22 protein-coding genes are annotated in these 24,620 nt (G+C 68.5%); 8 read left to right on the plus strand and 14 right to left on the minus strand.

Going from position 1 to position 24,620, the window contains the following annotated elements; all coding sequences use genetic code 11:
- Positions 1–59 precede the first annotated feature (59 nt).
- Positions 60–881: a DeoR/GlpR family DNA-binding transcription regulator gene (locus ABZS29_RS16320; protein WP_355462578.1), complete on the minus strand. Its 822-nt coding sequence runs from the start codon at positions 879–881 to the stop codon at positions 60–62.
- Between the two features lie 222 nt (positions 882–1,103).
- Here ABZS29_RS16320 and ABZS29_RS16325 point away from each other — a divergent pair, with 222 nt between their 5' ends.
- Genes ABZS29_RS16325 through ABZS29_RS16350 form a run of 6 tightly spaced genes read left to right on the plus strand, consistent with a single transcriptional unit; the run spans position 1,104 to position 7,529 of the window.
- A complete protein-coding gene (locus ABZS29_RS16325; protein WP_355462580.1) occupies positions 1,104–2,141 on the plus strand; it encodes an autoinducer 2 ABC transporter substrate-binding protein in 1,038 nt (345 codons plus the stop codon).
- A gap of 10 nt (positions 2,142–2,151) precedes the next feature.
- On the plus strand, positions 2,152–3,633 hold the full coding sequence (locus tag ABZS29_RS16330) for a sugar ABC transporter ATP-binding protein (RefSeq protein WP_355462582.1): 1,482 nt from the start codon (positions 2,152–2,154) through the stop codon (positions 3,631–3,633).
- Positions 3,630–4,634: an ABC transporter permease gene (locus ABZS29_RS16335; protein ID WP_355462583.1), complete on the plus strand. Its 1,005-nt coding sequence runs from the start codon at positions 3,630–3,632 to the stop codon at positions 4,632–4,634. The genes ABZS29_RS16330 and ABZS29_RS16335 overlap by 4 nt, the downstream gene beginning before the upstream one ends.
- Complete coding sequence (locus tag ABZS29_RS16340) at positions 4,627–5,622, plus strand: ABC transporter permease (RefSeq protein ID WP_355462585.1); 996 nt, start codon at positions 4,627–4,629, stop codon at positions 5,620–5,622. The genes ABZS29_RS16335 and ABZS29_RS16340 overlap by 8 nt, the downstream gene beginning before the upstream one ends.
- Positions 5,619–7,115: an FGGY family carbohydrate kinase gene (locus tag ABZS29_RS16345; RefSeq protein WP_355462587.1), complete on the plus strand. Its 1,497-nt coding sequence runs from the start codon at positions 5,619–5,621 to the stop codon at positions 7,113–7,115. Before ABZS29_RS16340 ends, ABZS29_RS16345 begins: the two co-directional genes overlap by 4 nt.
- 3 nt (positions 7,116–7,118) lie before the next feature.
- Positions 7,119–7,529, plus strand: coding sequence for a hypothetical protein (locus tag ABZS29_RS16350; RefSeq protein WP_355462589.1), 411 nt, complete (start codon positions 7,119–7,121; stop codon positions 7,527–7,529).
- Here the strand turns inward: ABZS29_RS16350 and ABZS29_RS16355 are convergent.
- From ABZS29_RS16355 to ABZS29_RS16400, 10 genes are all read right to left on the minus strand, one after another.
- Positions 7,522–8,238, minus strand: coding sequence for an SDR family NAD(P)-dependent oxidoreductase (locus tag ABZS29_RS16355; RefSeq protein ID WP_355462591.1), 717 nt, complete (start codon positions 8,236–8,238; stop codon positions 7,522–7,524). The genes ABZS29_RS16350 and ABZS29_RS16355 overlap by 8 nt on opposite strands.
- Positions 8,239–8,344: 106 nt before the next feature.
- Complete coding sequence (locus ABZS29_RS16360) at positions 8,345–8,536, minus strand: antitoxin (RefSeq protein ID WP_355462592.1); 192 nt, start codon at positions 8,534–8,536, stop codon at positions 8,345–8,347.
- A 105-nt stretch (positions 8,537–8,641) separates the two neighbouring features.
- Positions 8,642–11,161, minus strand: a complete 2,520-nt coding sequence (locus ABZS29_RS16365) for a LuxR C-terminal-related transcriptional regulator (protein ID WP_355462594.1) — start codon at positions 11,159–11,161, stop codon at positions 8,642–8,644.
- Positions 11,158–12,420 carry a hypothetical protein gene (locus tag ABZS29_RS16370; protein WP_355462596.1) on the minus strand — a complete coding sequence of 421 codons (1,263 nt, stop codon included), beginning with the start codon at positions 12,418–12,420 and terminating at the stop codon, positions 11,158–11,160. Before ABZS29_RS16370 ends, ABZS29_RS16365 begins: the two co-directional genes overlap by 4 nt.
- Entirely contained in the window at positions 12,413–13,180 is a 768-nt protein-coding gene (locus ABZS29_RS16375) for a hypothetical protein (RefSeq protein WP_355462598.1), read from the minus strand. The genes ABZS29_RS16370 and ABZS29_RS16375 overlap by 8 nt, the downstream gene beginning before the upstream one ends.
- Positions 13,177–14,115: a 4-hydroxy-3-methylbut-2-enyl diphosphate reductase gene (gene ispH / locus ABZS29_RS16380; RefSeq protein WP_355462599.1), complete on the minus strand. Its 939-nt coding sequence runs from the start codon at positions 14,113–14,115 to the stop codon at positions 13,177–13,179. Before ispH ends, ABZS29_RS16375 begins: the two co-directional genes overlap by 4 nt.
- A 12-nt stretch (positions 14,116–14,127) precedes the next feature.
- On the minus strand, positions 14,128–15,204 hold the full coding sequence (locus ABZS29_RS16385; RefSeq protein ID WP_355462601.1) for a family 2 encapsulin nanocompartment cargo protein polyprenyl transferase: 1,077 nt from the start codon (positions 15,202–15,204) through the stop codon (positions 14,128–14,130).
- A gap of 12 nt (positions 15,205–15,216) precedes the next feature.
- Positions 15,217–16,605: a family 2B encapsulin nanocompartment shell protein gene (locus ABZS29_RS16390; protein WP_355462603.1), complete on the minus strand. Its 1,389-nt coding sequence runs from the start codon at positions 16,603–16,605 to the stop codon at positions 15,217–15,219.
- Complete coding sequence (locus ABZS29_RS16395) at positions 16,602–18,788, minus strand: germacradienol/geosmin synthase (RefSeq protein ID WP_355462604.1); 2,187 nt, start codon at positions 18,786–18,788, stop codon at positions 16,602–16,604. The genes ABZS29_RS16390 and ABZS29_RS16395 overlap by 4 nt, the downstream gene beginning before the upstream one ends.
- A 1-nt stretch (position 18,789) precedes the next feature.
- Positions 18,790–20,199, minus strand: a complete 1,410-nt coding sequence (locus ABZS29_RS16400) for a family 2B encapsulin nanocompartment shell protein (RefSeq protein WP_355462606.1) — start codon at positions 20,197–20,199, stop codon at positions 18,790–18,792.
- Between the two features lie 352 nt (positions 20,200–20,551).
- Here ABZS29_RS16400 and ABZS29_RS16405 point away from each other — a divergent pair, with 352 nt between their 5' ends.
- Positions 20,552–21,292 carry a lipoate--protein ligase gene (locus tag ABZS29_RS16405; RefSeq protein ID WP_355462608.1) on the plus strand — a complete coding sequence of 247 codons (741 nt, stop codon included), beginning with the start codon at positions 20,552–20,554 and terminating at the stop codon, positions 21,290–21,292.
- Here the strand turns inward: ABZS29_RS16405 and ABZS29_RS16410 are convergent.
- On the minus strand, positions 21,280–22,470 hold the full coding sequence (locus tag ABZS29_RS16410) for an MFS transporter (protein WP_355462609.1): 1,191 nt from the start codon (positions 22,468–22,470) through the stop codon (positions 21,280–21,282). The genes ABZS29_RS16405 and ABZS29_RS16410 overlap by 13 nt on opposite strands.
- Positions 22,471–22,650: 180 nt before the next feature.
- On the opposite strand from ABZS29_RS16410, the gene ABZS29_RS16415 reads away from it, so the two are divergent.
- Complete coding sequence (locus tag ABZS29_RS16415; protein WP_355462611.1) at positions 22,651–23,577, plus strand: helix-turn-helix transcriptional regulator; 927 nt, start codon at positions 22,651–22,653, stop codon at positions 23,575–23,577.
- Here the strand turns inward: ABZS29_RS16415 and ABZS29_RS16420 are convergent.
- The gene (locus ABZS29_RS16420; protein WP_355462613.1) at positions 23,574–24,281 is read right to left on the minus strand and encodes a GAF and ANTAR domain-containing protein; all 708 of its coding nucleotides are present in this window, start codon (positions 24,279–24,281) and stop codon (positions 23,574–23,576) included. The genes ABZS29_RS16415 and ABZS29_RS16420 overlap by 4 nt on opposite strands.
- 163 nt (positions 24,282–24,444) lie before the next feature.
- Positions 24,445–24,618 carry a hypothetical protein gene (locus ABZS29_RS16425; protein WP_355462615.1) on the minus strand — a complete coding sequence of 58 codons (174 nt, stop codon included), beginning with the start codon at positions 24,616–24,618 and terminating at the stop codon, positions 24,445–24,447.
- Between the last annotated feature and the right edge of the window lie 2 nt (positions 24,619–24,620).

The following is a 24,620-nucleotide window of genomic DNA, read 5'->3' on the forward strand; positions in this document are numbered from 1 at the left end:
ACGCCTGAGCACTGCCCGGCCGGCCGATTGTGATGGCCTGGAGGTCCGCCCTGGACGATTCAGAGGCGGCGGGGTGGGTGGTAGGTCGGGGGTTGTTCGGTGCGCCAGTCGTCGGTGGGGTCGAGGGAGGCTCGGACGATGCGGCCGGCGAAGGCGGGGAGTTCGGCGTCGGTGAGGCGGTCGTCGGTGATGACGAGGTCGAGTTCGGAGGCTTCGGCGATGAAGCCGACGCAGCGGGCGCCGAAGGCTTGGGAGCGGGCGAGGCCGACGCGGCGGTCGCCGGCTGAGAGCAGGGCGCGGGCGGTGGAGACGTGCCAGGCGTGCGAGGTGGTGATGCCCGCGAAGGGGTGGATGCCGTCGACCTCGAGGAAGACCCAGTCGGCCTGCTGGGCGGCGAGGAACTCGGCGGTGGCGGCGCCGGAGACGACGGTGGAGCCGGGGGCGTCGCGGAGTTCGCCGCCGGCGATGACGACACGGATGTTGGGCTGGCGGCTGAGGCGTTCGGCGGACTGGAGGTCGGTGGTGACGACGGTCAGGTCCTCGAGGTCGAACAGGGTGCCGACCAGGCGGTCGATGCAGACGCCGGCGCCGAGGGCGATCCGGTCACCGTTGCGGACCATCCGGCGCGCGGTGTGCGCGATCGCGTCGACGCCGCTGTCGGGCGTGGTGGCGAAGGCGACCGGCGGGCTGTCCGCGGTACGGCGGCGGACCCCGCCGTGCAGGCGTTCGACCAGGTCGTCGCGGACGAGTCCTTGGAGGTCCCGGCGGATGGTGGAGACGTCGACGTCGAGCCGGTGCGCGAGGTCCTTGACCTCGACGTACTCGCGGCCCTCGACCTCACGGAGGATCGCTCGCTGCCGAGCATTCAGCCGCAACCGCATCCGTCGCCTCCCTCCGGTCTCGCGAGTTGGTGCTCGACTGTAAACCATCGGTCACCAGGCCGTAAGGTCGCAACTGCCCGGAATCGGGTCGTCACTCACCATTGACATCGACCGGAACCAGCCGCCAGAGTGAGGCATCCTGCACGAATTCGTGCAGCAAGTCGTGCAGAACCGTGCACTATCAAACGCTTGGTTCGCCTCACGCACCCGAGGGAGTTTCGCATGCTCAGACCGTCACTGCTAGTGCCCGGCGCGGTACTGATCGCGATACTGGCCGGGTGCGGGACGGTCGACCAAGGCACGACGGCGCCGCCCGCCGGAAACCCCTCCTCCGCATCCAGTGCGGGCGGCGCCTACATCAACGTGGTGAAGCTGACCGGCATCGCGTGGTTCGACCGGATGAACACCGGCGTCAAGCAGTTCGCCACCGACGCAGGCGTCACCGCGAGCCAGACCGGGCCGTCGACGAACAGCCCCGAGCAGCAGGTCAGCCTGATCCAGGGCTTGATCGCACAGAAGCCGGCCGCGCTGGCAATCGTCCCGTCGGATCCGAGCTCGGTGATCCCGGTGATCAAGCAGGCACGGGCGGCCGGGATCAAGGTGGTCACCCACGAGGCGCCGGCGTTGACCGACGTCGACGCGGACATCGAGGCGTTCGACAACGCGAAGTACGGGCAGAAGATCATGACCGATCTCGCCGCCTGCATGAAGAACAGCGGCGAGTACGTCCAGTTCGTCGGCACGTTGACCGCAGCGACCCACATGGCCTGGACCGAGGCGGCGTACGGGCTGCAGCAGCAGAAGTTCCCCGGCATGAAGCGGGTGAGTGCCCCGGTCGAGTCGAACAACAACGGCGACCAGGCGTACCGCAAGGCCAAGGAGCTCCTGCAGGCGCACCCGAAGCTGGCCGGCTTCCAGGGCGCGTCGTCCGAGGACATCCCCGGAATCGCCCGCGCGGTGAAGGAGGCCGGCCTGCAGAACGACACCTGCGTGTTCGGCACCGGCGTCCCGTCGCAGACCAAGTCGTTCGTCGACGACGGCTCGATCGACGCGATCTATCTGTGGGATCCCCAGCTCGCCGGTGAGGCGATGCTGAGCGCGGCCAAGCTGCTGGTCGATGGCAAGCAGCTCGCCGACGGCACCGACCTGGGCGTGAAGGGTTACAACAAGCTCGCAGTCTCGCCGCAGAACCCCAAGGTCTTCCTCGGTGACGCCATGCTGGTGCTGACCAAGGCCGAGATCGGCAACTACGACTTCTGAGCGGGTTCCGATGTCAGCTCCCATCGTCGAGGCGGTCGGCGTCTCCAAGCGCTTCGGAGGCGTCAAGGCACTGACCGACGTCAGCGTCGCGTTCCGCCCGGGCGAGGTGCACTGCATCGCCGGTGAGAACGGCTGCGGCAAGTCCACGCTGCTGAAGGTGATCAGCGGCGCCTACCGCCCGACGTCCGGCCAGGTCGTCGTGGCCGGTACGACGTACGACCACCTCACGCCGCGCCAGGCACTCTCGGCGGGGATCGAGGTCATCTACCAGGACTTCAGCCTGATGCCGAACCTCACCGCCGCCGAGAACATCGCCCTGCCCGGTGCGGTGGCCGGCGGCCGGCGTCTCTATTCCCGTACGGCGGCCCGCACTCTGGCGGAGCGGGCCGTCGTACGGCTCGGTGTGGACATCGAGCTCGACATCCCGGTCGGCGAGCTGACTGTCGCCGAGCGGCAGTTGACGGCGATCGCGCGGGCGCTGGCGCACGAGGCGAAGTTCATCGCGATGGACGAGCCGACGACCGCGCTCACCTGGAAGGAGGTGGACGCGCTGTTCGCGGCGGTCGGCAGGCTGAAGGAGGCCGGGGTCGCGCTGGCGTTCATCTCGCACAAGATGCAAGAGATCTTCTCGATAGCCGAGCGGGTCACCGTCCTGCGCAACGGCGCGGTCGTGACGAGCGGCCGGCCGGACGAGTTCACCCATGCGTCGCTGGCCGAGACGATGACCGGCCGCGGCAGTCAGAGCTTCGACCGGGTCGCGCCCCGCAACAAGGGCCGAGCCCCGGCGCTCAAGGTGACCGGGCTGAGTCGCGAACCGCTGTTCGCAGACGTCGATCTGGAGATCGGCCAGGGCGAGATCGTCGGTCTCGCCGGGCTGCTCGGTTCCGGCCGCACCGAGATTGCGGAGGCCATCTGCGGGATCCGGCCTGCCCGGACCGGCACGATCAAGGTGCTCGGCAGGCCGGTTCGCGTGCGTGGTCTCAGTGATGCGGTCGAGGCCGGGATCGGTTACGTGCCTGAGGATCGGCTGACTCAGGGCCTGTTCCTGGACCAGCCGATCGGCGACAACATCGTCGCGACCCATCTGCCGGCCCGGCGCGGCTTCCTCCGGTCCGAAGCGATCGAACGGCGGAAGGCGCGGGTGGTTCGCGACCTGCGGATCAAGCTCGGCAAACTGACCGACCCGGTCCGCTCGCTCTCGGGCGGCAACGCGCAGCGCGTGCTGCTCGGCAAGTGGCTGGTCGGCGAACCAAAGGTGCTGATCCTCAACGGCCCGACCGTCGGCGTCGATGTCGGCAGCAAGTTCGACATCCTCGGCGTACTGAACGCCCAGTCCCTGCAAGGGCTCGGGGTGCTGATCATCAGCGACGACGTTCCGGAGCTGATCTCGATGTGCCACCGGATCCTCGTCGTGCGCAGCGGCCGGATCGTCCGCGAGCTCAGCGGCGACCAGCTCCGCGAGGACACCGTGGTCGCGGCGGTGACGGCGTGAGACGGGTGATGGCGAACCAGGAGCTGCTCCTGGTCGGGCTGATGGCGCTCCTGGTGGTCGGCGTCAGCCTCAAGTTCCCGGACTTCTTCGGGTTGCAGACGCTGTTCAACGTGCTCACCGCCTCGATGGTCGGGATCCTGTTCGCGGTCGGCGTGATGCTGGTCGTGGTCTCCGGCGGTATCGACGTCTCGTTCCTTGCCGTCGGCATCCTTTCCGCCTACACCACGATCAAGTACGGACCACAGGACGTCCTGGGAGCATTCGCGCTCAGTACGGCGATCGGCCTCGGCCTCGGCCTGATCAACGCGGCCGTGGTGATCGTGGCCCGTACGTCGGTCCTGATCGCCACGCTGGCGACCAGCTCGATCTACCTCGGCGCGATGTTCGCGTTCGTCGGCGGTGAGGTGATCTCGATCCTCCCGCAGCCGCTGCAGACACTCGGCACCACGCACCTGATCACCGTGAAGGGCGAGGTTCGCGGGACCACGAGTCTCAACGTGCTGATCCTGGTGGTGCTCGTGGTCTGCGTCCTGGTGTGGGCGTTCCTGCGGTTCACGATCGCCGGCCGGAGTGTGTTCGCGGTCGGCGGTGACGCCGAGGCGGCTTCCCGTGCGGCGATCTCGGTACCGCGGACGCGGGTGCTGGTGTTCGCGATCGCCGGTGCGGTGGCCGGGCTGGCGGGGATCATCTCGATCACGTTGAGCGGGCGCGCGGATCCGACCACGTTCATGGGCCGCGAGCTGGACACTCTGGCCGCCGTCGTACTCGGTGGCGTCGCGATCACCGGTGGCAAGGGCACTGTCCGCGGCGCGGTGCTCGGCGTACTGCTGATCTCGCTGGTGACCGCCTCGCTGGTCCCGCTCGGCATCCCGACGATCTGGCAGCGAGCGGCCGTCGGCGCGCTGCTGATCGGAGGCATCCTGCTGCAGACCTCGATCAGCCGCCGGCAACGCATCCGGCCGATCCTGGACGCACCGGCGCCGGAGGTGACCAATGCCTGAACGCTTCCGCCGGCTCCTGCTCACCATGGGCACCCGCGCCAGCTTCGTCCGGCTCCTCGTCGTCGCCTTCGCGATCATCGTCGTCTTCGGCATCCTGAACCCCACGGTCTTCCTGAGCGGCCAGAACCTCCAGTACGTCGAGCTGGCGTCCCCCGAGGTCGGAATCCTCAGCCTGGCCATGGCTTTGACGATGCTGACCGCCGGAATCGACCTGTCCGTCGTGTCGATCGCCAACCTCTCCGGTGTCGTCGCCGCGCTGATGATGGCGAACGGTCACCAGGCACCCGGCCTCGCGATCCTGGCCGCTATCGGTGTCGCACTCGCCTGCGGAGCGGTCAACGGATTCCTGGTCGGCTACAAACACGTCCCGCCGATCCTGGCCACCCTCGCGACCGGCCAGCTCTTCTCCGGCCTGGCGCTGGTCGCATCGGGCGGGACCGTGGTCAAGGGACTCCCGGAGTCGTTCACCCGGATCGCCTTGCTCACAGTGGCCGGCGTACCGCTGATCTTCTGGGTGATGCTGATCGTTGCCGTGATCATCGGAATCGTGGTCGCCAAGACTCCGCTGGGCTTCCGGATGCGCTTGGTCGGCGCCAACCCGACCGCGGCCGACTTCAGCGGCATCCGGCGTGCGCGCGTGCTGCTGGCGACGTACGTGATGAGCGGTGCGCTCGGTGGCGTAGCCGGGCTGATCATCTCCGCTCGGGCCGGTGGCGCGAACTCCGACTACGGCTCGTCGTACGTGCTGCTCGCCGTGGTGATCGCCGTACTGGCTGGAGTGGATCCGGAAGGCGGCTACCTGACCGTCGCCGGGGTTGTGATCGCCGCGATCGCCATGCAACTGCTGGGCGCCGGACTGCTGTCCCTCAGCGTCAGCTCGCATGTGGTGAACATCTGCCAAGGTTTGTTGCTGATCACCATGGTGTTGCTGAACACCTGGGGAACAGCCTTGTCCGGTCTCTTCCAACGCCGCAGGCTGATCGCATGACGCACCTCATCGGCGTCGACATCGGGACCGGCAGCACAAAGGCTGTGCTGACCACGCAGGACGGCGTGGTGCTGGCCGTCGCGCGGCGCGATCATGCGCCGGTGTTCCCGCGGCCTGGCTGGGCCGAGATGGATGCCGAGCGGGACTGGTGGGGTGATGTCGTCGAGGTGCTGCGCGAACTGACCGCAGCACATCCGGACCAGCGGATCGCGGCCGTCTGTGTCTCCGGGCTCGGACCGTGTGTCGTTCAGACCGACGACAACCTCAAGCCACGACGTCCCGCCATTCTGTACGGCGTCGATACCCGCGCGAGCGTGGAGATCAACCAAATCACGACCCAGCTCGGCGCGGACGCGATTCTGGCTCGTTGTGGCAAGGACCTGTCCAGCCAGGCGATCGGCCCCAAGCTCGCGTGGCTCCGGCGTACGGCGGAGTCCGACTGGCGACCGCAGGACCGTTGGTTCAGTGCCCACACGTACGTCGTCGCGCAGCTGACGGGCGAGTGGGTGCTCGATCACCACACCGCCAGCCAGTGCGATCCCTTCTACGACATCCACAAGCAGCGATGGGCGACCGACTGGGTCGAGGCCGTCCTGCCGGGCTTGGCGTTGCCGCGGCTGGTGTGGCCGGCCGAGCAGGTCGGCATCGTCCACGAGGCGGCCGCTGCCGCGACCGGACTCGCCAAGGGGACACCGGTGGTCGCCGGCACAGTCGACGCGTGGGCCGAGGCGTTCAGCGTGGGCGTTCGCAAGCCCGGCGATCTGATGCTCATGTACGGCTCGACCATGTTCTTCGTTCAGGTGCTGACCGCGCCGACCAGCGTGCGCGGGCTCTGGACAACCTCTGGCGTCGAGCGCGCTTCACACACCCTGGCTGCCGGTATGGCGACCTCCGGCATCATCACCACCTGGCTGCAAGATCTGACCGGGGGAGTGCCGTTCGAAACCCTGGTGAGCGAGGCTGCTGCGGTCCCGGCTGGTAGCGAAGGCCTCGTGATGCTCCCGTACTTCAGCGGCGAGCGTACGCCGATCTACGACCCACTGGCGCGTGGTGTGATCGCCGGACTGACACTCCGGCACGGCCGCGGTCACCTGCTGCGAGCGACCTACGAAGGCATCGCCTGCGGTGTGCGCCAGATCGTCGCCGAGTTCGAAGCCGCCGCCGGGCAACCGGCCCGCGTGGTCGCCGTCGGCGGTGGCACCCAAGGCGGGCTCTGGACGCAGATCGTCAGCGACATCAGTGGCCTCGAGCAACAAGTGCCCGCAGAGACGATCGGAGCCCCGTACGGCGACGCGCTGCTGGCCGCGATCGGAATCGGACTGGTCGCCCCGGACACCGATTGGGCGCGGCTCGACCACACCGTCCGCCCGGATCCGGCGACCGCATCCACCTACGAGACGTTGTTCCGCACGTACGCCGAGCTCTACCCGGCGACGCGGCGGCAAGTGCACCGGCTGGCCCGGTCGGTGCAATCCACGAGCGGAGGTGAGTAGACCATGATGATCACCCGGCCGATGCCGCTCGCTCTGGGCTACGTGCACAGACAATGCTCGCTGCGTCACTTCGAGCTCGGCAAGGAACAGCAGTTGCTCGCCGAGGCCGCTCGGCTCCAAGGACACACGCTCGGCACCGTCCACGCCGACGACGCACTCACCGATCCGGACGGCTTCGCCGTACTGCTCGAGGCCGCGACCACGGAGGAACACGTCTCCGCGGTGATCGTGCTGACACTCGACCTTCTCGGCGATCGAGCCGATCCGCGGTCGAAGTTCAGTCAGTTGCTTGCGCGCGGCATTCTCGTGCTGTCCGCTGACCATCCCGTCGTACTGCCCGTGCCGCAGCCGGTCCCCGGCGTACCGGTGATTCAAGGCTGCAACCCTAAGCGCCGCCGGACTCACGTCAAGTGAGATCGCGGACATGCAGCACAGCGCCGTTCGGGACGTCGCGATTGAGTAGCGACCAGATCGTCCGGGCGACGGTCTCCGGTTTGGCCAGCCGGCCCTCGGCCTCGAGTTGCCGGAAACGCTGCGATTCCGGCACCTGCTCCTCCGAGCTGGCCCGCAGCTCGGCCTGCATCTCGGTGTCGATCGCACCGGGTGACACCGAGATCACCCGGCAGCCAGGGTCGCGTCGCTCCTGCTCCAAGCCGACTGTGCGGACCCACTGATCGATGGCGGCCTTACCGGCGCCGTAACTCGATTCGCCCTCATGGGGCCGGCCGGCGGCACCGGACGAGATCATGATCAGGTGCTGCTCACAGGAAGTGTGGGCGGCCGCGCTCAGGAACGCGTGTCCCAGCACCTGGGCAGCGGCCGAGTTGAGCAGGACGTTGTGCGTGTACTGCTTGGTGTCCACCCGATCGGCCGATCCCAGCGGGGTCAGCGTCGCCGCACTGTGGATGAACAGAACCTTATCCCCAGCGAAATCGGTCAGTCGCCGTTCGAAGTCTTCGGCAACCACCGGCCAGGACAGCGGATCTGCGAGATCGACGGCGAGATGATGTGCGCCGGGCGTACCGCCGCGACGGGAGATGTCGACCAGCTCCGCCTCGAACGGAATCGTCGCCGCGAGCGCGGCGCCCAGCCCAGCAGAAGCTCCCGAGATCCAAACGAGCACACGGCGTAGCCGACCCATCAGCAGTTCCCCCCTGCATCAGCACCTGCCTTGCACAGTACGCGACGAGCGGCCGCCTGGACAGGCGGCCGCTCGAGGTGATGAGAGGTCAGGCGTTGTCGTCCTGGTTGCCGCCGAGACCGTCGAGACGGTCCTTGGCGAACTCCTGGCCCTGGTCGATCTTGTCCGCGTGCTCGCCGCCGGTCTTCTCGTCGGCGAAGTCACCGGCCTTGTCGATGCCCTCGTCAACCTTGTCGCCGTGCTCGCCGAGGGCGTCCTTGGCCTTGTCGAAAATACCCATCGTCTTTCCCCGTTCTCTCGATGGTTCGTCGGACAGTGCGCCCCCGCCATTACCCGTTTCCGCGGATCTCACACCTCCTGGTGTCTCTATGTCATGACATGTGGCTCAGAGCAACGGTCCGAGACCGCTGCGGCGGCTGACACCGAGCTTGCGGAACGTACTGGTGATGTGGTCCTCGATCGTGCTGACCGAGAGTTGCAGCCGGTCGGCGATCTCGCGGTTGGTGAGGCCCTGGGCGGCCAGCCGGGCGACTTCGAGCTCCCGCGGAGAGAGCTTGTTGTTGTACCCACGGCGCCCACGCTTGCGCGGTGCGGCGAACCCTGCCGCCCGCAGGGCCTCCCGGCAGCGCTCACCATCCCCGCGCGCGCCCAGAGCGTCGTACGCGCGGGCGGTGGTGATCAGATGCTCGGAATCTCCCTGAGCCAGTAGGTAGTACCCCAGCTGCTCATGCGCCAGGGACTCGTAGTAGCGCCAGCCGAGCGCAGCGTACTGCGCCGCGGCCTGCCCGAACGCAGGCATCGACGGGCGGACCACGGCGTCGACCAACGCCGCCGCCGCAGCGGCTGCGGGAGCGTTCACATCACCCACCGCCTCCACGAACTCATCGGCCAGCTCCGTCGCCTTCTCGACGCGGCCGGACCGCATCAGCGTCGTACAGATCTGGATGACGAGATCGCCGGACACTGCCCACAGACCCTTCCGGCGTACGACGTCCAGGCACTGCTCGAAGTCGGCGCCGGGACAGGCTGCCACGGCCGCCGCGCGCAGCGGCCACGGTCCCATCGGAGTCCGGGCGATCACGGTCTCCAGAATCTCCTTGCCGGCGGCAACGTCACCGCGAGCCAGTCGATGCCGGCCGTCGACCAGGTCGAGCTCTGCCATCACCAGTGGCAGACCTTCGGCCGCAACCCTGGCCCGCGTCAACCGTTCCTCGAGCGTCGCCCAGTCCGCCGCCGCGAACGCCACCCGCACCTGCGCGGCCGCGACCACCGCTCGCGAGTACCGGTCCGTGCCCACGTTCGCGAAGTTCTGCCGCTGCCCGAGCCACGCGCGAGCGCCCGCTGCCTCCGCTCCGGGCGCCGGATCCAACTCACCCGTGGCGAGCCGGAACCGCGCTTCGTTCGTCCGTACGGCGAACCGCGTCACCCCGTCGACCGTCTCCTGCACGAGTGACCTGGCCTGGCGCATCCACACCCGTTGCTGAGCGATCGGCTCACCACCGTGTGTCGGCACTGCCAGCACCGACAAAGCCCAGGCGATCGACCCCGGATCCCCGTCCAGCTCCGGCACCGCCGCACACAGCTCGCGACGTCCGGCCCGGATGTCACCGGCCCGATCGTGCAACAGCAACCCGAGCACCAACCGCAACCGGCCGCGCGCCACCCCGGGAAGATCCGACTCGGCCAAGACCCCACCCAGTACGGCGATCACCTCGCCCCAGCGGGCATTGTCGGCCAACGCCGTCCGGCCGAGCTTCGTGGCGAGCCTGGCCCGATCCGCCCACGGCAGCGCGGTCACCTCCAGCATCGCCAGCAGCTGATCGGAACCGGCCAGAAAGTTGCCATTGGCAATCGAATGATCCGCCGCCAGTTCGGCATGGGTGAGCCAGGTGCCGAGCATGCCACCCCTCCGGGCATGCTCGGCGATCCGTGCATGCGGCGTCGGCGTGATCGCCATCAACGCCCGGGCCGCCTGCCGGTGCAACCGCCGCAATTCGTCCGGAGGCAACATCGCCAGCACCGCCCGTCGAGCCAGCGTGTGCCGGTGATCGTAGAGTCCGGGCCGCTGCTCGTGCAGCAGCCCGCTGGTCAGCGCGTGATCGATGGCGGTCGTCAACGTCGGTCCGGTCACCCCGGCCACCGTCCCGAGCAGGTACTCCGGTGCGGCGGTCGTCAACACTGCCGCCGCCCGAACGACATGTCGACATGCCTCCGGAACTTCGCGCATCCGGATCCCCAGTGATGCCCGCAACGCCACTGGCGGTGGTGTCTCGACGAGAGCCCGGCGGACGTCGTGTTCGACCGAAGAGCCAGGCTGCACGCTCCGCAGAAACTCGAGCACTGCAAAGGGAAGACCGCCACTATGTCGGGTCAGCTCCTCGGCCAAGGTGAGGGACAGCTGATGCCCGCCCAGTTGCCGCGCAGCCACGGCCTGCACCTCGCCGGCGTCGAGTGGACCGAGCCGAACCTCGGTGACCCGCTCGGCGAGCGAGTTCGCCTCGACGGCCTCCGGCCGGCAGGTCACCACCACATGGACCCCGGGCGGGCGTCGGGCGGCGATGAAGCGCACCAATCGCAAGGTCTCCGGGTCTGCCCACTGCAGGTCCTCGACCGCCAGCACGATCGGTCCGAGAGTCGCGAGCCCGCGCAGGACCGCGCTGCGTCGGTCGGGATCCGCCGGATCGACGCCGAGAACCTCGAGCAGGGCGGTGAGCGACGACGTACCGGAGATGCATTGGGTGATGAACCACGGAACCGAGTGCCGGGAGGCCACCTGGCGCAGCAGATGCGTCTTGCCGACCCCGGACTCGCCGATCACCAGGATCAGTCCGGAATCGTTGCTCAAGGCATCGTGCAGGACGCCGAGTTCGTGGTCGCGCCGGGCCTCGACGCAGGGCGCGTTCACCGGCGCCGCATTCTGCGTGAGGCCGCCATGGCGGCGCCGCCGGACATGATCAGGATGACGGTTGCCAGCGACCAGCGCCGCATGACCTGCACCGTGTGGTCGGTGACCGGCTGCTCGGCTGCTGCCTGTTGTGCCGCGACGAACTCCTTCGGCGGTACGGCGGGAGGCCGGGGCACTGTCGGCGGAGGAGTCGGCGTTGGGCTTGGGGGAGGCGGCGCTACCACCTGCGGCTCAGCGGTGGGCGTAGGTGTCGGTGCGGGCGTCGGAGTCGGCTCCGGAGTCGCCACCCGAGTCGGTCTGGAGGTCGGCCGAACCACCGATGGCCGCGGTGGAGCGGGGGTCGGCGTCGCGGTCGGCCGTGGTGTCGGCTTCGGGACCTGTGGAGTCGGGGTTGGGGCCGGAGTGGGCGGTGGTGGCGGTGGTGGCGGCGCGACCCGCGGCAGACAACCCGCCCCCTCGCTGAACGCCATCGACTGCCACGACCCGAGTTCCCGCGACGATCCGTCGAAGCCGATCCGGAACACCCGGGTCGGCCGCCCGTACCCGGTATTGACGGCGTACACCCCCGATGCCCCGACCAGCACCGAGCTGTACGAGTGCAGCCGCGGAATTCCCGGCACCGACGCGACGGTTCGCACCGAGCCGCTCACCGGGTCGATACTGACCAGCTTCGCCGGGTACCCCGTTGTCGAGACGCCGTACAGCGTGCCGCTCACCGGCGACACCCCGAAGTCGTCGACCGACAGCACGGCCGCTACAGGTTTCAGTCGCACATCACCCACCACCTTCCGGTACGTCGGACTCCCCGGATCGATGTCGATCGTGAAGAGCCGATGTACATCCCGCACGTAGAACCTGGTTCCCGAGACGGCGCCACCGACCGGTTCGGCGAGGCCCCCGACACCCCGCCGTACATCGCCCAGATCGGTGACCGTGCCTCGGCTGTTGATCGTCAGCAACCGTGGCCGGCGGAGCAGCCAGCCGTGCTTGTCCCGGGTCGCGACGCCGTACACGAGCTCCTGCCTGCTCGAGTACCCGGCCGCCTGGACCTGGTAATCGAGCCGGCCGAGATCGGTCGTCGTACCGGCCGGCAGGTCGACCCGGACCAGCCGGGACAACGACGTCAATCCGGCCGACCGGAAGTCGAAGAACGAGCACTCGGGGGACACGGCCTGGGACGGGGTGGCCACGACGACCACCCCGCCCGCGGCCGCCGCGACCGCCGCTGAGCAGGCGAGCGCCCGACGCAGCTCACCCACTGTCGCCCAGCCGCGAGAGCGCGGACAGGAACGCGTCCGGGCCGACATCGGCGCCGCCGCTGAACGGGTTCTGCAGCTGGTAGATCGCGAACAGCAGCAACCCGATCGCGCCGGCCAGCATCGACACGATGAACGCGTACGAGTACAGCCCCGGACCGCCGAACATGAACATCAGCGCGACTGACATCACGCTGCCGATCATGATCGCGAACCAGACCACGGCACTGACTCCGCTACCACTGGAGTTCAGCCGCTCCTGCCGGGCCTGGTACACGTTCCAGACCTGGCTCGCCGCATCGGCCCGGCTGTCTTCCTGACGCTGGGTCGTCGTCTTCGCCTGCTCGAGCGTGCGTTGCAGCTCCGACAACAGCGTCCAGCCTTGGGCGCCGACCTCGCGCCCGTCCCGCATGGCCGGCCACTCGCGCTCGGCGACCACGGTCGCGTACTCCTTGGTCAGCTTCTCGACCTTGGACCGGGTCGGCTCGGCCAGCGCGTTCCCGGACCAGCGCACCGCGACCAACGCGTTGGCTTCGTCGTACGTCGTCTTGGACGCGGTGTCCATGCCGTCGAACAACGAGATCAGCACGAACGCCGCGATCACCACGTTGACTCCACCGACCACGGTGAAGACCTGTCCGGCCACTTCGTTGTTGGCCTCGCGGCCGATCCGCTGCCGGACCTTGCGCAGGATCAGCGCCAGTGCTCCGGTGACGATCATGATGCCGACCACCCACAACACACCGCTCACGTACAGACTCATGCTTGCCTCACCGCCGGGGGTAGCGTGAACCGGACGGTCTCCCGGGTCACTTCGTGCTCGATCACCTCGACCGGACCCCACGACGCGATCCGCTCGATCACCTCGTTCACCAGCTCGGGCGGAGCCGACGCACCCGCCGTCAGACCGACGACGCGGACACCGTCCAGCCACGCGGCCGGTACGTCGTCCGCCCGGTCCACGAGGTACGCCGTCGCTCCGTTGCGCTCGGCGAGCTCGACCAGGCGCACCGAGTTCGACGAGTTGGCCGAGCCGACCACGAGGACCAGCTCGGCCTGTTCGGCGATCACCGACAACGCCGCTTGCCGGTTGGTGGTGGCGTAGCAGATATCGGCGGTGTCCGGTCCCCGCGCACCCGGAAACTTGTTGCGCAGGGCATCGATCAGGGCGGTCGTCTCGTCGACCGCCAGGGTGGTCTGGGTCAGGTACGAGACCCGGTTCGGATCGTCGACCTGCAGTGCGTCGATGTCGGCGACCGTCTCGACCAGCACCGTCTGGTCGGGCGCCTCGCCGAGGGTCCCCGCCACCTCCTCGTGACCGGCGTGTCCGATCAGGACCACGGTGTCGCCGCGCGCGGCGTACCGCCGGGCTTCGACGTGGACCTTGGTGACGAGCGGGCAGGTGGCGTCCACGACGTCGAGTCCGCGCAGCGCCGCGTCCCGGTGGACGATCGGCGCGACCCCGTGCGCGGAGAACACCACCGTGGCGCCCGCCGGCACCTCGTCGAGTTCGTCGACGAAGATCGCCCCCCGCCGGCGAAGGTCGTCGACGACCCGGGTGTTGTGGACGATCTGTTTGCGGACGTAGATCGGCCCGGACCGGGCCGCGAGCAATCGTTCGACGATGTCGACCGCTCGCTCCACCCCGGCACAGAACGACCGGGGTGCGGCGAGCAGGATGGTTCTTCGGGTCGTCATCGAATCCCCCCTTCAGTGATCACGGCGAGTTGCGAGCCGAGCCAGCCTTTCCAGTTCGACGGACGCCGGCGCGAGTGCGCCGGCGGTGATCAACGAGCCCAGCGCCTCGGTCACCAAGGCGTCGGCCTGGGCCTGACTGGTGGTGCGGCCGCCGGCGGTCTCGACGAGTGCCGCCGCGGTCGTCAGGTCCTCGTGCGACAACTCGTCGGTCCGCGCGTACAGCGCGGCGAGTTCGCGGGCGGCCGGCGTACCGGAGGCGAGCGCGGTGACGACCGGCAACGACTTCTTCCGCCGGGTCAGATCCGAGAAGACCGGCTTGCCGGTGACCTTCGGCGTCCCCCAGATGCCGAGCAGGTCATCGGCGTACTGATACGCGAGTCCCAGATCTTCGCCGTACAACCGAAGGTGGTCGATCTGGTCGGGCCGGCCACCGCCGAGCAGGGCACCGAGCGCCGTACAGCATCCGAGGAGCGCGCCGGTCTTGAGCTGAGCCATCCGCACGCACTCCGCCGGTACGACGTCGTCCCGGGTCTCGAACTCCGCGTCGGCCAACTGTCCGTCGACCAGCTCCTGAACCGCGGCACCGAGGATCCGCGCGGCCTCGCCCCGAGCCGGGTGGCCGCTGCCGACCAGTACGTCGAAGGCCAGGCCGAGCAGCGCATCACCGGCCAGGATCGCCGGCCCCAGTCCGAACACCGTCCACGCGGTCGCGCGGTGCCGGCGAGAGGTGTCGCAGTCCATCACATCGTCGTGCAGCAAGGAGAAGTTGTGCACCAGCTCGACCGCGACCGCGGCCGGAAGCGCAGCTTCCGTCGTACCGCCGACGGCTTGGGCAGTGAGCAGCACGAGGGCCGGACGGATCGCCTTGCCACTGTCGGCGTGGGCGGGCCGGCCCTCTTCGTCGGCCCAGCCGAAGTGGTAGTCGGCGATCCGGCGGGTGGCCGGAGGGAGCGTGGCTATCGCGGCGCGGAGCGCGGGGTCGACGACCTCACGGCTCCACGCGAGCACCTCGGCCGCCGAACGGTCACCTTGGCTGGTCGTTTCCTGGAGTGTTGAGACCGGGGCGGTGGGGTGGGAAATGTATGTCATCTAGAATGCTCCTCATCCACCGAGCTCGACGTTTTCCAGAACGCCCAGCGCGTCCGGGACGAGAACAGCCACCGAGTAGTAGGTGCTGACCAGGTACGAGATGACTGCCTTGTCGCTGATGCCGAGGAACCGGACGTTCAGGCCCGGTTCGTACTCGTCCGGCAGACCGGTCTGGTGCAATCCGACGACACCCTCGTCGTCGGCGCCGGTGCGCAGGACCAGCACCGAGGTGGTGTTGGTGTCGGAGATCGGGATCTTGTTCGACGGCAGCAGCGGTACGCCGCGCCACGCGTGCACGGTCTTGCCGTTGACGACGGTCGTCTCGGGGTAGATCCGCCGCTTCGTGCACTCCCGGCCGAACGCGGCGATCGCCTTCGGATGAGCCAGCAGCAACCGCGGCTTGCGCCGCCGCGTGAGCAGCTCGTCGAAGTCGTCGGGCGTCGGTGGGCCGGTGCGGGTGTAGATGCACTGGCTGTAGTCGGCGTTGTGCAGCAACCCGAACTCGCGGTTGTTGAGCATCTCCCACTCTTGCCGCTCGCGAAGCGCTTCGATGGTCAGCCGAAGTTGCTGCTCGGTCTGATCCATCGGGTCGTTGTAGAGGTCCGCGACCCGGGTCTGCACCCGCAGGATCGTCTGCGCCACGCTGAGCTCGTACTCCCGCGGCGCCGGGTCGTAGTCGACGTACGTGCCGGGCAGCACGTCCTCGCCGGCATGACCGGAGGCGACGTCGATCGCCGCCTCGCCGGCCTTGTTCTGCGCGTGCTTCGGCCGCTGCCGGTAGTCGTCGAGCTGGGTCCGCAAGGACTCCGAACGGTCGACCAGTTCGGTGAAGTCGGCTCGGCTGAGGCGCAGGATCACACAACTCGTCAGAGCCTTCGCCGTGTACTCCCACAGGTGTTCCGGCGGTTCGGTCAGCAGTTGCGCGCCGAGATGGTCGCCGTCGGCGACAGTTCCGAGATCGGTACCGGCGCCGTACTCGCCGACTCCGGTCTTCGTGACCTTGCCGTGGGCAATCAGTACGACGTCGTCCACCCGGCTGCCGAACTCGACGATCACCTGGCCCGGCTCCACGTCCTCGCGGTGGAATCGTCCGGCCAACGCGTTGAGCACGTCCTCATCGGCGTACCCGCGCAGTGGCGGTAGCTCGGTGAGCTCGGCCGGAATCACCCGGACGTCGGATCCGGTGACCGAGAAGCTCAGCCGGCCGTCACCGACCGCGAAGGTGGTCCGCCGGTTCACGCGGAACGCGGCGCCCTTGGTTTCCACCCACGGGAGCAGCTGCAACAACCAGCGCGGGCTGATGCCCTGCATCTGCGGGACGGACTTGGTCGTCGTCGCGAGCTTGCGCGCCGCCGCCGTACCGAGGCTGAGCTGGGCTTGTTCTTGATGGTCGACGGTCATGCAACACCGGCCTTTCTAGCGATTCGGAAGGCGGAGGTGCCTGGTCCGGTCGGAATGCCAAGACGGCGAGGTTGGGCGGCGCGATGCGGCAGATCGGAGGCTTTGTAGCGATGACAGCCTTCGTGCCAGACGAGGATTCCGGACATCCAGTTGCGGAGTTCCTCGGCGTAGCCGAGCACGGCGTTCCCGACTTCGTCGGAGAGGCCGAAGTCGGCGATCATCGTCGGCAGGTCGTTCTCGGTGACGCGCTCGAACTGCTGCATCCGGGCCGTCATCAGGTCGTTGACCACGGCAACTGCCTCGTCCTTGCCGCAGGCGAGGAAGTTCTGCACGACCGCCACGCCGTTGTGGAAGTCGCCGTCGTACTGGATCTCCTTGTGGTACGAGAAGAGATCGTTCAGCAGGCAGGCGTAGTCGGCGGCCGCGTTCTCCATCGCCTGGACCGGCCGTGACCGGTACACCTCCGGCGGGACCTGCCGGCCGTGACCGATCCGGCACAGACTCATGGTCAGGTCCGAGCCGAACGTCCGGCGCCGCATCTCGACGTAGTCGACCGGATCGGGGATCCGGTTCTGCGCCTGGTTGGCGAGCTCCCACAGCCAGCTCTCGGTCATCGTGTCGACCGCCTGGCGGAAGGATCGCCGGTCCTCCGCCGACATCGGTCCGGCGGTGCGCTGCCACAGATCGGCCAGCGACACCTCCAGCGGACCGACCGGTGGCGGACCGACGAGATCGAGCGGCATCAGCGCCGACAGCCGCGCCGTGGTGACCTTGGCACTGGCCAGATCGCGTCGCCGCCCGAACACCTCCGGGTAGTAGTCGTCGGCGTACGTGCCCCACGCCAGCCATTCACTGGCCAGGGCGAGCTCCTCGGCCGAGGCGTCCGGAAAGATGCCGGACGCGCACAGGGGCAGATCGAACGCCTCGAGCATCCGCGCGTCCCAGATCGTGCCGTCGGTGATCCCGGTTCGCTCACCCCACCGCAGGACCTCGAACCGGGCGCTGTCCAGATGCGGGCTGCTCCTGGCCTTGAACGGCATGTACATCTCCGGCAGGGCGGTCGGCCCGACCGGCTGGTGCGGCCGGAAGCTGTGGCTGCGCGTGCGGTAGGGGGCAGTGGCCACCAACGACGAGACGATTCGCATCGCCGACGTACCGAGTCCGGCGGTAGTGGCCGCCTTGCCGCCCTTGTTCATGTAGCGGCTCGACCGCAGATGCCACTCGTGACCGCCGGACTGCCAGTCCTGCAGTCCTTTCACATAGTTCAGTACGTCGAGCTGTCCCTGCGGATCGATGCCGTGCTCGGCGAGCAGCATCGGGACCTCGACCACGGCCGTGCTCTCGAACTGGTGCAACCGCGAGGTGAGGATGTCGTTGACCAGGTTCGCCGCTCGTTGCGTCGGGCAACCGAAGAAGGTCTCCATCACCAGCACCGCGTTGTTGACCTCGCCCTCCACCTCGACCTCACGCTGGTACGAGAAGAGGTCGTTGCGCATGTGGATGGCGTCCGAGAACGTGTCGCTGAGCACGTGCATCGGCCGGGTCTCGGCGATCGCCTCCGGGACCTCCGACGTCACGTACTCGACCAGGTTCGCCGACCACGGTGCGCCGCCGACCTTGCGGCGCATCTCGACGTACTCGATCGGGTTGGCGATCCGGCCGGCGCTGATGTTCGACAGCTCCCACAGGGACTCGGCGAGTAGAGCCTCTGTGGTCAGCCGGAACCGCCGCCGCCAGTCCGCCGACATCGACGGGATCGTGCGGTTCCACAGGTCGACAAGACCACGTTCCACCGGATTCTCCGGTACTTCGGTGATCTCACCTTCGGCCGGCATGAACAACAGCAGCCGGTCCAGGTACGCCTTCGCGGCCGGGATGTCCCGGGTCTTCTTGTACAGCTCGAGAAAGTGGTCGTCGAAGTAGAAGACCCAGACGTACCAGTCGGTGACCAGATCCAGCTGCGGGCCGGTCGCGTCGGGGTGGGTGTAGGCACACAGCAGCGCGTAGTCGTGGGAGTCGAAGTCATGCTCGTCCCAGACGTGGTGGCCCTGCTGCGGTACGTCGATCATGTCGAACTCGTAGGCCCAGGACTTGCTGTGCGCCCGGGCTCCCTCCAGGTGCGGACTGATCCTGGCCGGGTAGGGCACATAGAAGTCGGGCAGCTCGTAGGGCTGCTGACTCATCTCAGCCCTCGCGGCCGATTTCCACGTTCTCGAGGACACCTAGCGCATCCGGGACCAGGACCGCGGCCGAGTAGTAAGCGCTGACCAGGTAGTTGATGATCGCTTTCTCGCTGATGTTCATGAACCGCACCGACAGACCGGGCTCGTACTCGTCCGGCAGGCCGGTCTGGTGCAGACCGACGACACCCTGGTTGTCCTCACCGGTGCGCATCAGCAGGATCGAGCTGGTCCGGGTGTCGCTGATCCCGAGCTTGTTGCACGGGAAGATCGGTACGCCGCGCCACGCGGGCAGCCGGTGTCCGCCGACGTCGATGGCGTCCGGATAGATCCCGGCCTTGGTGCACTCGCGGCCGAACGCGGCGATCGAGCGCGGGTGCGCGAGGAAGAAGGCCGGCTCCTTCCACACCAGGCTGAGCAACTCGTCCATGTCGCCGGGCGTCGGCGGACCGCTGCGGGTCGGGATCCGCATGCTCAGATCCGCGTTGTGCAGCAGGCCGAAGTCGCGGTTGTTGACCATCTCGTGTTCCTGCCGCTCGCGCAGAGCCTCGATGGTGAGCCGCAACTGCTGCTCGGTCTGGTCCATCGGGTGGTTGTAGAGATCCGCGACCCGGGTGTGCACCCGGAGCACGGTCTGCGCGACGCTCAGCTCGTACTCGCGCGGCGTGGTCTCGTAGTCGACGTACGTGCCGGGCAGTTCGGCTTCACCCGCGTGGCCGGCGGCCAACTCGATGGCTGCCTCGCCGAACTCGTTCTTCGGTGCCTCCGGGCTGTTGCGGAACTGTTCGATGTGCGCGCGCAGGCTGTCGGACTGGCCGACCAGCTCCTCGAACGACTGCTGGGACAATGTCAGCAGCGTGCCGGGCGTGATCGCCTTGACCGTGTACTCCCAGAAGTCGTCGGACTCCAGGATCGCCCGGTAGGTGAAGTGGTCGCCGTCGACCAGCGTCTCGAGCACGGCCTCGTCGCCGTACTTGCCGAGGCCGATCTTGTCCACCTTGCCGTGCGCGATCAGGCAGATCTGGTCGGCCGGCTGACCGCGTTCGACGATCACGTCACCGGGCTGGAAATCGCGCTGGACGAACCGGTCGGCCAGCGCGGACAGCACCTCGACGTCGTCGAAGCTGCGCAACATGCCCAGCTCGCAGAGCTCCTGCGGGATCACGCGGACCTCGGCACCGGAGGTGGTGAAGGTGACCCGGCCGTCACCGACGGCGTAGCTCAGCCGGCGGTTCACCCGGTAGGCGCCGCCCTTGGCCTCCACCCACGGCAGCAGTTTGAGCAGCCACCGGGAGGTGATGCCCTGCATCTGCGGCTCGGACTTGGTGGTCGTGGCCAGATTGCGGGCGGCCGCCGTACCGAGGCTCAGCTGGGGCTGACCGTTAGCGCTCACATCGGGTTCCGTCAGAGTCATGAAACACACCACCGTTCGATCGACTGCGGGCATGCGGCAGCCCCACGGCGGGCGTGGTCTGCGCGGGTGAGAACGCCACGCTGCGGGGAGTCAGTGCATGACGAAGCACTGACGCGCAGCCTGGATCAGCTGTCGCAAGGGACGGGCGGATCGGTCGACGACGAGTGGCATACGGACTTCGGCGGCCCCAGTTACGCCGGCTGCCCGACCCCGTCGGATTACTCACTAAGAGTAGTCAGACGTTGACGGCCCCCGTCAAGATGTACTCACCGTCAACTTCTTCCAGAGCTTTCGGAACCCCGAGACAATGCACCCCCGACCCCGGCGAAATCGGCCATGGCAGTATTCCGGGGTGCTTGTGTACTCGGGGTCCGTGCAGCAGGGTGAAGGGGCTCTCGAGCTCGCGGTCGCGCACGCGCTGGTACGACGGGCCTCGGAGGGAGCGATTGAGGAGGCACTGCGGATCTATCGGCCAGCTGCTCCGGTGGTGGTCTTCGGGCGTCGGGACACCCGGCTGCCCGGCTTCACCGCGGCCGTCGCGACCGCTCGGGAGGCCGGCTTCGAGCCGTTGGTCCGCGCGGTCGGCGGGCGACCGGTCGCCTACACGACCGAGGCGCTGGTGGTCGACCACGTGCGGCACGAGCGGCTGGCCCCGGACGGCATGGAGACCCGCTTCGCCCAGTACGGCGACCTGTACGCCGGTCTGCTCCGTGATCTCGGGATCGACGCGCGAGTGGGCGCCGTACCGGGGGAGTACTGTCCGGGCGCGCACAGCGTCAACGCGCGCGGTGTGGTCAAGCTCGTCGGGACCGGGCAACGCGTGGTCCGCGACGGCTGGTTGTTCAGTGCGTTGATCGTGCTCGGCGACGACGAAAGGTTGCGGCCGTTACTCACTGAGATCTACCGGCAGTTGGAGTTGCCCTTCGATCCGGCGTCGGTCGGTTCGGTCGCGGCCGAGGCGCCTGGGCGCGCCGAGGCGGTCGAGCTGCGGCTACGCGCTGCGTACGCCCAGACCGCCGTACTGCAGCCTGCCGAGTTGGACCAGGAGACCCTCGCGATTGCTCGCGAACTGACCGCTGATCACCGCGCCTGAGGCGTTTGGCGGGCGACGAGCAGGTGCAGGCCGAGCGTGACGGCGAGGATGGTCGCGGCGACGGCGAGTAGGGCGTGCGGCGGTGCGCCGGTGGCCAGGGTGATTCCGCCGAGCCCGCCGCCCAGGGCCGCGCCGAGTGAGATGGCGCTGCCGTTGAGCGCCATCACGATGGCGGCCGAATCCGGGGCGAGCGCGCCGAGCCGGGCCTGCTGTGGGACGGCGGCGCCACCGTTGCCGATACCCGCCACGAAGAACCACAGCAGCCCCAGCACAGCGGCCGCCGTGAGCGGTGCGTAGCCGAGCGAGAGGCTGCCCACGATCGAATTCAGCAGCAGGCCGGCCAGAACGACGGTCAGCACTCGGAGCGGGGTGAAGCGGTCGGTGAGCCGGCCGGTCACGGCGTTCCCGAGCATGCTGCTCAGGCCGTAGCCGAACATGATCACGATGATCGCCCAGTCGGCCTTGAAGGTCGGCCCGAAGATCAGCGTCGCGTAGGTGAAACAGGTGTAGCTGCTGCACAGGATGCCGACCGTGACGAGCAGGCCGGCCAGAAGTCGCGGCTGGCCGAGTGGCCGGAGCCGGTCGGCCAACGTGCCGGCCGGAAGATGCAGGTGCGGGAGCTTCAGCAGGATGCCGATCAGCGCGATCGTGCCGACCACCGCGACCAGGATCATCGGGAAGCGCCAGTTGGACTGCCCGATCACCAGCCCGACCGGTACGCCGAGCGCGGTCGCGGTCATCCAGCCGCCGAGGACGAACGAGAGCGCCTTGCCGCGGTGCCGGATCGGTGTCTGCGCGATCACGTAGCCGAGCATGACCGCGTTCAGCAGGCAGCCGCCGAGCGCCGCGATCACCCGGCCGCCGAGGGCGATCCCGTAGTTCGGCGCGAGGGCGACGACCAGGTTGCCGATCACGAAGACGGCCAGTGACCACGCGATCGTCCGGCGGCGCTCCCACCGGCTGGTCGCCGTACCGAGGATCGGGGCCGCGATCGCGGAGGTCAGCGCGAAGACGGTCATCAGCTGGCCGGCGGCCGGCTCGGTGACGTCGAGGTCGGCGGCGATGGCGGGCAGCAGCCCGGCCAGCACGTAGCCGTCGATACCGGTCGAGAACGCCGCCACGGCGAGCCAGATCAACGTCCGGTACGAGACTCCGTCGTCCTGCCGAGTGTGCTCCACATCCGCTATCGAACCGCTGCTGCCCTGCTCGGTGCAAGCGCAAAGCCGCGCATTCTCGCCCTATAGACACAACTTTGCGCAGCGGTAGGCCCAATGGCCCGATCGGTTGCGGAGGGTGATTACGATGTCCTCCGGCTCAAGAATCGGGCCGGCAGTGCGGTAGTCGGTGGGGGGAGTCTGGTGGAATCCCTGAAGTTCGAGAGCCGTGATCTGGAGGTCACCGAGGCGTTCCTGAACCGGGCGTACACGAAGATGCGGATCGGGAGCTCCGACCAGGACGTCAGTGCCCGGATCAGCCGGCAGGCGGTGGCCTCGATCAGTCTCGATCGGCTCGAGCTCGGGTTCGAGATGCGGTACGAAGCGGACCCGCTCGGCCGGATCTGCTTGTGCGTGGTCGAGTCCGGGTCGTTGCAGGACCACAGCACGGACGGGTGGAGCGACTCGTTCGGGCCGGGTGACGTGGTGTCGATCGCGCCGCCCGACCGGCCTTACGCCGGCAAGGTGGTCCGGGCTCGGTGCAGCATCACGATGTTCGATCCGGCCCTGCTCACCCGGGTCGCCGGGCCGGGCGAACCGGTCCGGTTGCTCGGTCACCGGCCGCGGTCAGCAGCTGCGGCCGGACAGGTGACGCGGACGATCAGCTACCTGAGCGACGACGTTCTGCCGAACCCGGCCGCCCGGACCTCCCGGTTGTTGCTGCGCTCGGTCGAAGACCTGCTGGCGTCGAGCGTGCTGGCTGCCTTCCCCAACACCGCCATGGACTCCGGCAGGCGGGATGTCGTCCGTCCGCAGACGGTCCGGCGGGCGCTGACCTTCCTGGAGTCGAGTGTCGACCGGGAGGTCAGTATCGGGGATATCGCCGCGGCCGCGGGGGTCACCGTCCGCGCGGTGCAGAGCGCCTTCCAGCGCAGCCTGGGGACGACGCCGCTGGCCTACCTGCGGCAGCTTCGGCTGGCCGAGGCGAGAGCCGAGTTGCTGGCCGCCGATCCGGGCCGGGTGACCGTGACGGCGGTCGGGGCGCGTTGGGGGTTCCACCACCTCGGACGCTTCGCATCGGCGTACAAGGAGCGGTACGGCGAGACCCCCAGCGAGACCCTTCGGCGCTAGCGGGGCAGTCGCCGCGTGTCGATCAGCTCGGCGGCGACATCGCGCAGCTTGGTGTTGGTGTCCTGGGAGTAGCGGCGCAGGACGGCGAACGCCTGGTCGGGGCTGATGTCGAAGCGTTCCATCAGGATGCCCATCGCCTGACCGACCAGTTTGCGGGCGTCCACCGCCTGGGTCAGGTTGGCCTGGTGCCGAGCGGTGCCGACGGCGACCATCGCGTGCCGGGCCAGGATGTGCGCCACGGCCTCGTCGTCGGGTCCGAAGGCGTCCGGCTCCGGGCTGTACAAGCCCAGTACGCCGACCGGGCCCGTACCCGGGACGCTGGAGATCAACGGCACGTCCAGCACGCTCCGCACGCCGAGGGCAGCGACCTTGGCGGCCCACCCGGGCCAGCGCTCCTCGGACAGAGTGTCCGGGACCAGCACGGTGGTCCGGCTCTCCAGCGACGTGATCAGCGGACCTTCGCCACTCCCGAGCTGGACTTCGTAGATATCGGCGACGACCGGGTCGGTCACCGCGGCGATCTCGGGCGCGGATCGCGACGCCCAGAGCGCCAGGCCGGCGTACGAGCAGCTCAACGCCTGCAGGGCGAACTCGACGACGGCTTCGACCGTCTCTTCCACCCCGTCGAGGTTGTGCAGCTCCAGCGCCAGCCGGGCGAAGTCGGCGGCGGTGTTGTTCCCCGTCACCGGGTCGGTCGCGAACATGCAGAAACTCCTGGGCACGCGTGGGTACGGCTGACACCCACGCTGCAGGAGTGTCAGCCGTCAGTATCCACAGCTAAGGAAGCGTTTGCACGCTCCCGGGGAGCTTCGGTCCGAGTTGTGATCAGGTTTGCGTTTCGGAGTGCATCGTCGTGCGTTTGGTGGCTCAGTCGCGCGGGAGCTGCTCGTTCGGGTCCTCGTCCGGATCGGGTTCCGGCGCGGGCGACGGATCGAGATCGGGATCCGGGTCGAGGTCCGGCCGGCCCTGGCCCGGGAACGGGCGATCGGGATCGGTCGGGTCCGGCAGCGGCGGGACGGGTGGGATCGGCGTCGTACTCATGG

Source organism: Kribbella sp. NPDC005582 (assembly GCF_040605415.1).
Lineage (GTDB): Bacteria > Actinomycetota > Actinomycetes > Propionibacteriales > Kribbellaceae > Kribbella.